This window comes from Pseudophaeobacter arcticus DSM 23566, assembly GCF_000473205.1.
GTDB classification, from domain to species: Bacteria; Pseudomonadota; Alphaproteobacteria; order Rhodobacterales; family Rhodobacteraceae; genus Pseudophaeobacter; species Pseudophaeobacter arcticus.
On sequence record NZ_KI421507.1, the window covers coordinates 729103 to 741360 of the forward strand.

A 12258-nucleotide genomic window follows, 5' to 3' on the forward strand; every position below is an offset into this window, starting at 1 on the left:
GACGGTAGGGTAGGTCAAGAAAGACTGCAGCGTCCCATATTTCCTTGTCCACAAGTGGCGTTTGTATGTGGCCCCTGCAGCCCGGCGACATCCCGAAGGGCGAGATTAGATCTGAGCTTTGCCGAGGCAAATTCTTTGAACCTGTAAGATTTTTGTAAGTCTCGGGGATCACTAGCACCCCCATCTCAAAGACAAATGGAGCTAGATATGCGTATTTTTGGATTGGCCCTTGGCCTTGCTGTGGCCTTGGCGGCACCTGTCAACGCTCTATCGATCCCATCAAACGGTAAACTGAGTTTTGATGTTGTTCGTAAGGGGAAAGACATTGGTGATCACAGCTACAGCTTTTCGGGCACAACCGGAGCACTTACCGTTAAGGTGACGACAGACATCGTTGTGAAGGTGCCCTTGATCAGGACCACAGCCTATAGTTTCAGACATGCAAGTGTCGAGAGCTGGAAAAACGGCAAACTGATGCAGCTGAGCTCAACAACGGACGATGATGGGGAGCCCCATCAGTTGCAGACTGCGAACAAAGGTGCATTGCCTGCAAGCCTGTGGAACGATGATATCCTGCGCAGTGGCAAACTGATGAACACCATCGACGGTACGATCATGAACATTCGCGCCGCTGATCTTGGCATGGAAACGGTCAAGACGGGACGCGGCAGCATTCCGGCCCATCATTACCGGCTGTCAGGCGGGCTGGCACGTGATCTGTGGTACGATGGAGAGGGCAACCTTGCACAGGTGGCCTTCAAGGCCGATGATGGGTCAACAGTGATGTATATCCGGAAATAGGACGACATGCCGAATGCGGCTTCTCTATATTGAAGACAACGAGAAACTGGCGCTGAACACCAGCGCCAGTTTGCACGAGGCAGGGTTTGTGGTGGATGTCGTCCATACCGCTGAGGATGCTCTACATTCTGTCCAAAGCTTTGAATATGACGCGATCATCCTTGATCTTGGCCTGCCGGATCAGGATGGTCTGGAAATTTTGCCAAGGATCAAAAGCCTCAAGCCGCAACTCCCGATCCTCATCTGTACGGCACGCGATGCGCTTGATGAGCGGATCAAAGGTCTGAATGCGGGGTCTGACGACTACATTGTAAAACCCTTCGCGGTGTCCGAGCTCGTCGCGCGGGTCAAAGCCGTTTTACGACGTCCAGGTGGCGTGCTTGGCATGACACTGACGTTGGGCAATGTCTCGTATGAGACGACTGACCGGACCGTTGCAATCGACAGCACCGTGGCGCGGTTTTCCAAACGGGAACTGGCCCTATTGGAGCTGTTCCTGCGTCGGCCGGACAGGGTGGTATCAAAAGATGTGATCGAGAATGCGCTTTATGGGTTCAACGAGGCGGCAACGCCAAATGCCATTGATGTGCTGACCCACCGGTTGCGTAAAAAGCTGATCGAAAAAGGTGCCAACATCGAAATTCATAATCTGCGTGGCATTGGTTACGTGTTGCGGGCGCCGTCCGAATGAAGATCGTGGACCGCGTCATTGGACCGCGCAGGTCGCTGAAACGGGGGCTGCTGTTAAACATCCTGGCGGCGCTGTCCTTTTGCATCCTCTTGGCTGGCGCTGTTATCATCAAGGAATTCTACGAGCACCTCAAAGAAAATATCGAAGAGGCCTTGACCGATGAGGCCTATGAAATCGTAAGCCAGATTGATCCCTCGCGCGCGGGCTTTGGTCTGAATTCCAGAGCCCTGAGATTTCGGGGGATTGAAGGAAACTATCGCTACACCGTCTTTGACGCCTCTGGCGCGATCATCGCAGGCGGCGAAACCTCGGACGCAATTTGGCGGCAACTGGCGATCATAGCGCTGGGACATCCTCAACCCGTTGCGCTGCCTGGCGATCGCATGGGGGTTGGCCTCAGGGCGCGGGTTGTGGACCATGAGGTGCTCATCCTGGTCTCCACCTTTCCCAAGGGCAACAACGAGACTCGTTTTGCCAGCCTGCTACACGAACTCGAAGAAGAGATCTGGTGGGTTGTTCTGGGGCTTCTGGTGGTGCTGGCCTCGGCGCTTTTTGCCACCCGCCAGGCACTGTCTCCGCTCAGGGCTCTGTCTGATCAGGCGCATCAAATCGGGCCTTCTGCGGCTGGTCGCCGTCTCAGCGTCGCGCAGGTGCCAGCAGAGATCGCGCCTTTGATTGGAGACGTGAACAAGGCCTTTGACCGCCTGGAGCAGGGCTATCAGGCGCAGCGGGATTTTTCCGCCAATGTTGCCCATGAAATCCGCACACCTATTGCGGTGCTCAGGTCCAGCATTGACCGGATCAGTGATCCCGAGTTGACAGAAACGCTGACGCAGGATGTGGATCAACTGGATCGCATCTTTGGCCAGCTGATTGATTTGTCCCGGGCCGATGCGGCTTTGAAAACAGGTTTCGAGTTGGTGGACCTGCGCAGTGTTGCCGTCCAGGTCGCCACTGACTTGGCGCAGACGGCCCTGCGCTCCGGCAGGAGCCTGTCGGTAACCGGTGAAGATCAGGTCCTGATCGAAGGCAACGCAGGGCTTTTGGCAATCGGGCTCAGCAATGTCGTCCGCAACGCCTTGCAATATACTCCTGAGACAAGCGAAGTTGAGATAGAGGTGCTGGCCGATCCCGCAGGATGGCGGGTTCTTGATCGCGGCGCGGGCGTGCCTGACAATTTAAAAACAGCATTGTTTGAGCGGTTCAACCGCGGGACGCTAGCCAATTCTAACAACACAGGATCGGGAATCGGGTTGGCCATCGTCAAGTCGGTGGCCGAGTCCCACAATGCGACAACAATCATTGAGGACAGGGAGGGCGGTGGCACTGTATTCTCCTTCATTTTCAATCACCCTTCCTGACAAATTACCCGGTTTGCTGAGCTTTGTAAGTCTCTTGTAAGTCTGATCCGCGATTCCCTCCCCAACACGTCAAATAAAGGTGCGTTGAGGTTGGATATGAAAATCGAGTTTTTGAGCGGCAACTGTCCGGGACGCCAGGAAGCCCAAGACCATATCAAGGGTGTATACAAAAGTGCCTATGGCGCAGATGTCGCCGAGTTCGCGCCCCTGCTTGTTGTTGCAAGACATGAAAATGGAGAGGTTCTGTGCGCGGCTGGTATTCGGACGGCTCGGGATGGGTTTTTCTCGGACGCCTATCTGACAACTGATTTTTCCACCGCCTTGTATCAGACCACTGGCCTCCAGGTGCCGACGTCGGAAATTATGGAAGTGGTTTCCCTGGCCTCGATAACGCCCTTTCCGGTGTTGCCCATGCTGGACAAGATGGTCGAATGGGGGCGTGAGAACGCGATGACCTGTGGCGTGTTCACGGCCACAAAATCCCTGCGTCGCCTGCTGGCCCGAACCGCGCTGAACTACGCTGAAATCGCTGCGGCGGATATCTCGAAAGTCGAAAATCCACAGGCCTGGGGATCCTACTACGACACTGACCCGCGGGTTTGTGCGTTTAGCGAGGTTCTGTCGCAACCCGTCGTCTTGTCGCCGCGTGCACGTCGGGCCCGGCATGTGGCGGAGGCATCCTGATGAAACAGGTCTTTGATGCGCTTGAGCGCCACGCGCAAACCCGCCCCGACGCCATCGCCTTTGAGGATGATAGTGGCCAGATAAGCTGGCAGGACTTGTCCAATCGGGTTGAAAACCTTGCCTATGCGCTGGACACGACCAGCGGTCCAATTGGCATCGGTCTTGCCGGTGGCATTGACTACGTCGTGGCTGATTTGGCGGCGACGCTCAGTGGCAAACGACAGGTGCCCCTGCCGTTCTTTTTCAGCACAGCTCAGAATGCGCATGTCCTGATGGATGCCAGGGTTGGCACTGTCATCACCAACACCCCCGAGCTGTTTTCGGCGCTGCCACATCTCAATCTGCTCAGCCCGGTTACCCCAGCGGCTGCAACGCCGACCACCGGGCGCGGGCTTCGTACCTATGATGGTGGGGCCGAGCGGATCATCTATACCTCTGGCTCCTCCGGCACCCCCAAAGGAGTCGTGCTGGGGGATCGCCAGTTGCAGGCCTCCATCAGCGCCCTGAGCCAGGTGATCGCGGCTGATGAAACCGATACCCATCTGTCCATTCTGCCGCTGGCGCAATTGCTGGAGCAGATCTGCGGGATCTTCCTGCCCATCGTCGCTGGCGCCAAAACAGTGTTCCGATTTGAAGCAACCAAGGCTCTCTTTGGAGCGCCGATCGAACCGCTGGTTGCCGCCTTTGAAATCCTGCGCCCAACCACCAGCCTGCTGGCACCGGCTGTGCTGGGCCGCTGGGTCAGCGCGCTGGCGGGGCGCAAAGCACCGGATAGCCTGCGGTTTGTGGCTGTGGGTGGCGCGTCCAGCTCCCCCTCGCTGATCCATGCCGCGCAAGATCTCGGCATTCCGGTCCATGAAGGATACGGGCTGTCTGAATGCTGCGCTGTTGTTGCAATGAACCGGCCCGGCGACAATCTCCCCGGTACGGTTGGACCGGTTCTGGAGGGGCTGAAGGTCTCGCTTGAAGATGGTGAGATCGTGGTGTCAGGCCCGACAGTGATGACGGGCTATCTGAACGGCGCCGCCGCACCCGATGTCTGGCACACCGGGGATCTGGGCCATTTTGACGGCGACCGACTGGTTGTGGATGGCCGCAAAGATGCACTGTTGGTGACAAGCGCCGGGCGCAATATTTCACCGGAATGGGTTGAACAGCGGGTCAACAGTGATCCGCGGGTTGTCAGTTCGGCTTTGGGCCTTCGCCAGTCTGACGGGGCTCTGATATTGCTTCTCGTTGTCGCAGCTGCTGTCCCGGCCTCTGAAATTGTCGCCTACCTGTCAGATCTGCCGTCCTATGCGCGGCCCTCGGCGGTCATCATCACTGATCCCTCAGAGCAGGGGCTGCTGTTCCCAGCCGGAACCCCAAACAGAGCCGTGGCCGCCAGGTTGATCAACACAAGGCCTGTCCAGCAATTAGACCCAGCACCGGAAAGCATCGCGTCATGAACAGCAGCAAGACAGTTCTCATCACAGGTGCGGGGACAGGCATTGGTCGCGCGCTTGCCATTGAAGCCGCACACAAAGGGTTTGATCTGATCCTGGTTGGTCGCACCTCAAGCACGCTGGATGAGACGCTCTCCCAATGTAGCACCACACAAGCCCGGTGTATTGTTGCCGATGTGACCAGCGCAGCGGGACGTGCCTTGATCACGCAGGCCGTCGACGGCAGGCTGGATATCCTGGTCAACAACGCGGGCGTTCTAAGCGTCGGACATCTGGCTGACATGGCCGATGACGACCTGCAGCGGATGGCTGACACCAACCTTGTCGCACCGATGGCTTTGACCCGTGATCTGCTGCCGGCACTGCGCAGCGCAAAGGGCCGTATCGTCAACATAGGTTCGGTTTTTGGCGATATCGCGTATCCGTTCTTTGCCGGTTACTCCGCTTCAAAATTCGGCCTTCGCGGATTTTCTGACGCTATACGACGCGAATTGTCTGGCGCAGGAATTGGCGTGACCTACATCGCCCCCCGCGCCACGCAAACGGCGGCTGAAAGCGCCTTTGGGGCCTTGGTTGAACCTCTGGATATGACGCTCGACACTGCCGAGACCGTGGCCGCGCAGGCATGGGATGCCATCCTGAAAGGCAAGCGTGAAAGCTTCCCCAAAGGCAAAGAGCGGTTTTTCGTGAAGGTACAACGTCTGTTCCCATCACTGGTCGACAAATCGGTGGGGGCGCAGGCGCGTGATCCCAGAACACTTGCGGCGCTGAAACCGTCACAACACTCCTAATCGACACCTCCCAAAATCAATAGGACATCTGTCATGAGCTACAACGTAATCCGCGCCTCTGATGCGGGCGAAACTTCTATCACTCCAGCCGTGTTATCCGAGGTGAAAGACTATTTGGACAGCGATGGTTGGGCGCTGCTTCGCGGCTTTAAGATGGATATGCCGACCTTCAGCGCGATCACATCTCAGCTTTGCAAAACCATCACCTTTGATCCCGCACGTGAATACTCGGAAAAGAACACCCAAAAAGTCGACGCGGGTTTGGGACCAATCGGCCTCCACATTGAAAATGGCAACACGCCGGTTTGCCCCGATGTCGTAGCCTTCTATAGTGCGAGAGCTGCTTTTGAAGGGTCGCAAACGACGATCTGCGACGGCCGCCTGGTTTTTGAGGCCTTCTCGGAAGCCCAAAAAGCGCGCTGGTCCCAACGCATGATGGTGACGCGCACGCTGCCAGAAATCCTGTGGAAACGTTACCTTGCAAATGAACACCCGGCGATCAGCGATCCAGCAGAGGTCACCCATGAACATATCTTGCAATTCAAAGCGGCGATCCCGGATCAGGACTTCACTTTGAATGACGACGGGTCGCTCGAATACCGTATCAAAGTCTCTCCGGTGCGTCCGTCGTCATTGTCGCAGGGGCTGGCATTTGCCAATGCAATTCTAGGTCCGTCGCATAACTATGAACCACCAGTCTATACGCTTGAGGATGGGTCGATCGTCGGTTCCGATGAAATTGAAGAGCTACGTGGCATTGCAGAGACTTGCACGGCCGAAATCAACTGGCAGGATGGCGATGTCGCGGTGATCGACAATACCCGTGTTATGCATGGGCGCCGGGCGATCAAGGACCAGGACCGGCAGTTGTTTATAGGAATGGGCCGCCTGTGACGCTGCCGCCCTCAAACTGAGATATGCACAAACGCCCCTGACTTGTCTCCTGAGCGCGCCCCAATCTCTCTGCAGCTGCTGCCGAGAGCTTGGGGCTGACCCCTTTGCCTTCGGTGGTCATTTGCCCCCAGGCCCTTTGGTGTCGGAATTCCATTGCGCCATTCATCAACGCGATGAGTGAGGGGGATTTTTGCGGCTCCGGGGCAGGGCACTCAGGCTGGGGCCAAATGCAACAAATCCCGTCGTTTCAGACTGTGGCGGGCCAAGTCACCATAGATCTGGCGGGCATGGCGACGGCCATATGAGCCGACCAGCCCATATACCGGAACCAGTTCCGGGAACAACTCAAACAGTTCTTTCAGATCTTTGGCTGACAGGCCACGAATTGCCTCTGGGCCGGGCCAAAAGGTCTCTGTCGCGATGCCTTCGGCAAAAACCACCTCATGGTGTTCGGTCATGAGATGAACATAGGTGACGCCGTGGAGGGCATCAGCCTGCAGCCTACAGGTGCCGTCGATTTCGGCCAGCAGTTTGGCTGAGAGAAAGCGCTCGCCGACCGGCGTGTCGTGTTCAAAGGTCCTTTGATTGACCAATAAGCGATGCTGTGGTGACACAAGCATGGGCCGGTCGGGGGACAACACCCCGTCTGGGCGAATGCAATAGGGGCGCAGATGCGGACGCTGCGCGAGTTCAGCCCGGTCCAGCCTGCGTTTTCCGACCCATATCACCGGTTGATACCCATTGTCAGCCGTTTGCAGAAGATCCCCCACTTGGATTTGCCCTGCGGGCACTGCGCCGCGCTTGGTGGCCAGCAGAACCTCGGGCGTAAAGCAGGGAATACCTGCAGAATGGAGTTGTGAGGCGCTTGTAATCTGAGCCGGAGCCACCCCTTCCAGAACCAGACTTTCCCCGCCTGGAAACGAGAGCAGGGCATTGCCAAACCCATCGTCGGAAACCGTAACATCCTGGGTCCGGATACTGCCGCCGAACCCGGTGCCGCCGGTCAGATCGGAGACATCGAGCTGGTCATTGAAAAACCCATCGCTGTCGTCATCCGAGACACTGAAATCACTGACCGTATCAATGCCGCCGGTGGAGGTCAGGACGAACTGGTCGTAGCCAGCTCCGCCGGAAATGGAATCGTCTCCAGCGCCAAATGTAATGGTGTCATCACCAGCCCCGGCATCAATCACAACGCCAGCGGTGTCGGCGGAGGCATCCACCACATCCGCCTGATCGGTAAGCGTCAGGGCCTCAATTTCGGAGAAGGTGATGGTGTCGGCGCCATCCGAGATGGTGCCAGCTTCATCCGCGGTGAAGGTGACTGACACGCCCGAGGCCGTGACGCCGGTAAGATCCACCGTATCATAGTCAACTCCGGCCTCGCCACCGGTCAGGGTGTCGTTGCCAAAGCCGTCGGACATCCTGAATGTATCAGCCCCGGATTCACCGTACATCAGATCGGCACCGCCGCCACCGATGAGCAGATCATTGTCGTTGCCGCCATACATGGTGTCGTCGCCGTCACCACCGTCCAGGGTGTCGTTGCCGTCGGTTGCAATGATGCTGTCGTTGCCTACGCCGCCGACCAGACTATCGTCCCCGGCTGAGTTGTGCAGCGTATCATCGCCTTCGCCGCCGATCAGTGTATCATTGCCCAGGCCGGTTGACAGGCTGTCGTTGCCAAGGCCACCTTCGATATAGTCGTCGCCGTCGCCGCCAGAGATCGTATCGCCGCCATCCCCCCCAATCAGGGTGTCATTGCCCGCACCGCCATCCATGACATCATCGCCGGCGCCGCCGTCCAGGCTGTCATCCCCCAGTTCGCCGTACATCAGGTCGGCGTCGCCGCCGCCAACAAGCAGATCGTTGTCATTGCCGCCATAAAGGGTGTCGTTGCCATCGCCCCCTTCCAGCGTGTCATTGCCGTCTGTCGCCACAATGCTGTCATTCCCGACCCCACCGACCAGACTGTCATCCCCAGCGGAGTTGTGGATCGTATCATTGCCTTCGCCGCCGAGCACGGTATCGTTGCCGATCCCGGCTGAGAGAGAGTCGTCGCCTTCGCCGCCGTCGATGTAGTCGTCCCCGTCGCCACCCGACATGGTGTCGCCCCCAGCGCCCCCAATCAGGGTATCCGCGCCAACACCACCGTCGATGCTGTCGTTGCCATCGCCGCCATCCAGGCTGTCGTTGCCCTCCTCGCCCAGCAGGACGTCGTCCCCGCCCTGGCCAAAAACAACATCATCACCGACCCCGGCCAAAATAGTATCCGCGCCCTGGTCGATAATGGTAACAACCGGATCGTCAAGAACATCGCCCGAAAGGGTGAAACCTGAATATCCCTGCCGCGTTTGTAGCGTGAATTCGATCGAGGAACGGTCTTCGAACTGCGCCGAGAACCAGGCATCCTGATCTGTATATGCGTTTATTTCCGACCCGGTGGCCGTGACCGTTGAGCCATCTATTGTTGTCGTCAATGACGAGTCGGATGAGACCCCGAAGGAGGTAAAGCTATTGCCATCCACAATGACGGCTTCAGAATCGCCAACATAGGTGTTGTCGTCAATATCGTTGAAGGTCGCTGTCGAATTCAGATAAACGGGCTCGCCGGTTGCCGGATCATAGAACTCCAGACGGAATGTTGCCCGGTCACCGGATGCATTGCCATCCAAAAAGACCTCGGCACCTTCATCATAGCCGAATTCCACCCACATGTCGGGGTTGGTTTTTTCGACCAGGACCAAGCGTCCCCAGACCTTGCTGCCGTCCTCCAGGGTCGCGACGTCTCTGAAGATGGCATAATCACCTGCAGACCCCAGCCCGCCATCATGAGAAACGGTTTCCAGATTGGCAAGTTTCAGCGACAGAGGCGTTGCATCAACACCCTGCGCAAAGCCATCCCCCATATCACCATAGATGACATCGTTGCCGTCACCTGCATCAATAAGGTCGTTGCCCTCTTCACCGGCAACAGTATCCGCACCGGCCCCTGCGTCGACAACATCATCGCCGGTGGAACCGCCCAGCAGGTTGTCGCCCTCGTCGCCTTTGTGGCTGGTATTGCTTGCGATAAGGTCAGTTACCCAATCTGGTCTAGCCATCTATTCCACCCAAATTCCTGCCGAACAGTTTTCACTCACGTGGAAGGATACGGGGAAGGTCTATAAAATGAGGTAAACCGGGTATCGCTTGTGATGTTTTTGTTCAGAAGGTCCGGCGAACGGATGTCCTCACCCGAGGCTCGGAACGCGCAGGCAGGACAGGCTGCGGCCAGGCTGCGGACAATCTGCGGGCAGGGAGCGGGACTGCGGAGAACGGTCATCATGTGTATGATCATGTCATTCTCACTCCCTTGCATCCGGCGGATATCACCTGAAACGGGGGCCGTATTTACCGAGCCGTTCGAATTTTGCGCCGAGATTTTCCAGGCTCACGAAAGCAACGGGGGCAGGTCATTGGGCAAACAGCTCCCTTGAGGGGAGATTGGCGTTTCTGGAACCAAATACTTTTACGCGGGAAAGGCCTCTGCCCCCCAGACACACCCATTTCAGTCTACATCCAAGAGAGAAACATTAGGTGATGTTGGGAAAGTGGCAGCCCGTAGGGGAGTCGAACCCCTCTTTTCAGGTTGAAAACCTGACGTCCTAACCGATAGACGAACGGGCCACTTGCTGTGGAGCGGTGTTTAGTTTCTCTGTGCCAAAGCCGCAAGGTAAAAAATGCCTCCGAGTGAGAATTTTTTGAGATGGCCCAGAGAGCTTATATTTTAAAGGGTCTGGCTTGGATCAACTGGCTTCGGCCGCATCTTCCAATCGCAGTTGCGGGCTTTGGCGGCCTCCCCAACTATTGATTTCCAGCCGACCGGCAAAATGGAATCGTGCGCCGCCATGTTCCAGCAGACGCGGTCCCATCGCCGTATCAAATGCCCCAAAGCAAATTGCATCCAGAGTGCCGCCAACCCCATCGGTCAGCGACAGCTTCAGGTGGGTTTCCCCAATCCGTTTGGCAAAACGGATGGCGAGATCTGGAAAGCCATAGCGCGGTGCGGGCGCGCCAGCCCCAAAGGGGCCTGCCTGTTCGATCTGTTCGATCAGATCAATACTGGCCGCCCCGGGCATCAGCATTCCATCCAGTTTCAAATCTGTCGGCCCCAGGCCTCCTGCGCCCTGCTTGGCCAACAGATCGCTGAGACGCTGCATGGCCACCTCCAGCTTATCCTCCGCCACCGTCAGCCCTGCGGCCATCTTGTGCCCGCCGCCTTTGAGCAACAGCCCCTCTGCCGCAGTGCGCTGGATGGCAACGCCAAGATCGATGCCGCTCACCGAACGTCCCGAGCCTTTGCCCTCACCATTGTGCAGGCCGATGACCACCGCCGGGCGCCCCGCCGCCTCTTTCAGGCGGGACGCAACGATGCCGACAACGCCCGGGTGCCAGCCCTCGCCGGCCGCCCAGACCAGGGGCGCGTCAAAGCCTCGGGCCTCTGCCTGCTCCATGGCGGCAGCCCGCACCGCGTTTTCGATATCGCGCCGTTCCGTATTCAGCTGATCCAGGCGTTCGGCCAGGGCGGCGGCCTCATGCGGATTATCCGTTGCCAGCAGGCGGGCGCCCAGATCGGCCTTGCCGATGCGCCCACCCGCATTGACGCGTGGCCCCAGCAAAAAGCCAAGATGATAGGTCGATGGTGCTGCATCCATGCGGGACACATCGGCCAGGGCCACCAGACCAGGGCGCTGGCGTGCCCCCAGAACTTTCAGCCCCTGGCGCACCAGGGCCCGGTTTGCCCCAATCAGTGGGGCAACATCGGCCACGGTTGCAAGCGCGACAAGGTCCAGCAGGCTCATCAGATCCGGGCCGGTGCCCAGCCCCTTTTCCCGGGCCTGCCGCCGGACTTCCACCAGCATCAGAAACACCACGCCGGCGGCGCAGAAATACCCCAGCTCACCATCCTCATCCTGACGGTTGGGATTCACCACCGCAACGCAATCCGGCAGGGTCTCGCCGCCCAGGTGGTGGTCCAGGACAATGACATCCGCGCCCTTGGCCGCAGCAATCGGCCCATGCGAAAGCGTGCCGCAGTCGACGCAGACAATCAGATCATGCGCGCGTGCCAGCCCCGCCATGGCCTCGTCATTGGGGCCATAGCCCTCGTCGATGCGATCAGGAATATACACGGTCGCCTGCAGCCCCATTGTCCGCAGCCAGACCAGCAACAGCGCTGCTGAGCTGCCACCATCCACATCGTAATCGGCAAAAATCGCGATGCGCTGGCGTTTCTCAACCGCGTCCAGAAAACGCGCAGCGGCCAGCTCCATATCCTTCATACTGCGCGGATCCGGCAGCAGGTCTTTCAGATGTGGTGTGAGAAAACCAAGGGCTTCATGGGGGGGGACACCGCGACGGGCCAGCACCTGACACAGCGGCGCGGGCAAGCCGGTCTGCTGCGCCATATGTTCGGCGGCACGTTCAAGATCAATGCCAAGCCCCAGCCAGCGGCGGCCTGTCAGCGAGTTTTCAACCCCAAGAAAGCTCATGGCTCTACCTCATCTATGGAAAAGGGCCGGACCCGAATGGATCCAGCCCTTCATTTG

9 protein-coding genes and 1 tRNA gene are annotated in these 12258 nt (G+C 58.1%); 7 read left to right on the forward strand and 3 right to left on the reverse strand.

What is annotated here, in order from left to right; genetic code table 11:
• Nucleotides 1-207: 207 nt before the first annotated feature.
• From ARCT_RS0107420 to ARCT_RS0107450, 7 genes are all read left to right on the forward strand, one after another.
• Nucleotides 208-801, forward strand: a complete 594-nt coding sequence (locus tag ARCT_RS0107420; protein ID WP_027239495.1) for a DUF6134 family protein — start codon at nucleotides 208-210, stop codon at nucleotides 799-801.
• Between the two features lie 13 nt (nucleotides 802-814).
• Nucleotides 815-1492 carry a response regulator transcription factor gene (locus tag ARCT_RS0107425; RefSeq protein ID WP_027239496.1) on the forward strand — a complete coding sequence of 226 codons (678 nt, stop codon included), beginning with the start codon at nucleotides 815-817 and terminating at the stop codon, nucleotides 1490-1492.
• Entirely contained in the window at nucleotides 1489-2853 is a 1365-nt protein-coding gene (locus tag ARCT_RS0107430; protein WP_027239497.1) for a sensor histidine kinase, read from the forward strand. Before ARCT_RS0107425 ends, ARCT_RS0107430 begins: the two co-directional genes overlap by 4 nt.
• A gap of 96 nt (nucleotides 2854-2949) precedes the next feature.
• Entirely contained in the window at nucleotides 2950-3537 is a 588-nt protein-coding gene (locus ARCT_RS0107435) for a thermostable hemolysin (protein ID WP_027239498.1), read from the forward strand.
• Nucleotides 3537-4985 (forward strand): AMP-binding protein, encoded by a 1449-nt coding sequence (locus ARCT_RS27025; protein WP_051360599.1) that lies wholly within the window; start codon nucleotides 3537-3539, stop codon nucleotides 4983-4985. The genes ARCT_RS0107435 and ARCT_RS27025 overlap by 1 nt, the downstream gene beginning before the upstream one ends.
• A complete protein-coding gene (locus ARCT_RS25635) occupies nucleotides 4982-5773 on the forward strand; it encodes an SDR family NAD(P)-dependent oxidoreductase (protein WP_036784585.1) in 792 nt (263 codons plus the stop codon). Before ARCT_RS27025 ends, ARCT_RS25635 begins: the two co-directional genes overlap by 4 nt.
• A gap of 33 nt (nucleotides 5774-5806) precedes the next feature.
• On the forward strand, nucleotides 5807-6667 hold the full coding sequence (locus tag ARCT_RS0107450) for a TauD/TfdA family dioxygenase (protein WP_051360601.1): 861 nt from the start codon (nucleotides 5807-5809) through the stop codon (nucleotides 6665-6667).
• 212 nt (nucleotides 6668-6879) lie between these two features.
• Here the strand turns inward: ARCT_RS0107450 and ARCT_RS0107455 are convergent, their stop codons facing one another.
• From ARCT_RS0107455 to recJ, 3 genes are all read right to left on the reverse strand, one after another.
• Nucleotides 6880-9771 (reverse strand): Hint domain-containing protein, encoded by a 2892-nt coding sequence (locus ARCT_RS0107455; protein WP_027239500.1) that lies wholly within the window; start codon nucleotides 9769-9771, stop codon nucleotides 6880-6882.
• Between the two features lie 490 nt (nucleotides 9772-10261).
• Nucleotides 10262-10336 (reverse strand) — tRNA-Glu (locus ARCT_RS0107465).
• A 119-nt stretch (nucleotides 10337-10455) separates the two neighbouring features.
• Entirely contained in the window at nucleotides 10456-12201 is a 1746-nt protein-coding gene (recJ, locus tag ARCT_RS0107470) for a single-stranded-DNA-specific exonuclease RecJ (protein WP_027239502.1), read from the reverse strand.
• Nucleotides 12202-12258: the final 57 nt, after the last annotated feature.

Coding starts and splice junctions, on each gene's coding strand:
- ARCT_RS0107430 (WP_027239497.1), top strand. CDS start 1,489: ATGAAGATCGTGGACCGCGTCATTGGACCGCGCAGGTCGCTGAAACGG.
- ARCT_RS0107450 (WP_051360601.1), top strand. CDS start 5,807: ATGAGCTACAACGTAATCCGCGCCTCTGATGCGGGCGAAACTTCTATC.
- ARCT_RS0107455 (WP_027239500.1), bottom strand. CDS start 9,771: ATGGCTAGACCAGATTGGGTAACTGACCTTATCGCAAGCAATACCAGC.
- ARCT_RS27025 (WP_051360599.1), top strand. CDS start 3,537: ATGAAACAGGTCTTTGATGCGCTTGAGCGCCACGCGCAAACCCGCCCC.
- ARCT_RS0107425 (WP_027239496.1), top strand. CDS start 815: ATGCGGCTTCTCTATATTGAAGACAACGAGAAACTGGCGCTGAACACC.
- recJ (WP_027239502.1), bottom strand. CDS start 12,201: ATGAGCTTTCTTGGGGTTGAAAACTCGCTGACAGGCCGCCGCTGGCTG.
- ARCT_RS0107435 (WP_027239498.1), top strand. CDS start 2,950: ATGAAAATCGAGTTTTTGAGCGGCAACTGTCCGGGACGCCAGGAAGCC.
- ARCT_RS0107420 (WP_027239495.1), top strand. CDS start 208: ATGCGTATTTTTGGATTGGCCCTTGGCCTTGCTGTGGCCTTGGCGGCA.
- ARCT_RS25635 (WP_036784585.1), top strand. CDS start 4,982: ATGAACAGCAGCAAGACAGTTCTCATCACAGGTGCGGGGACAGGCATT.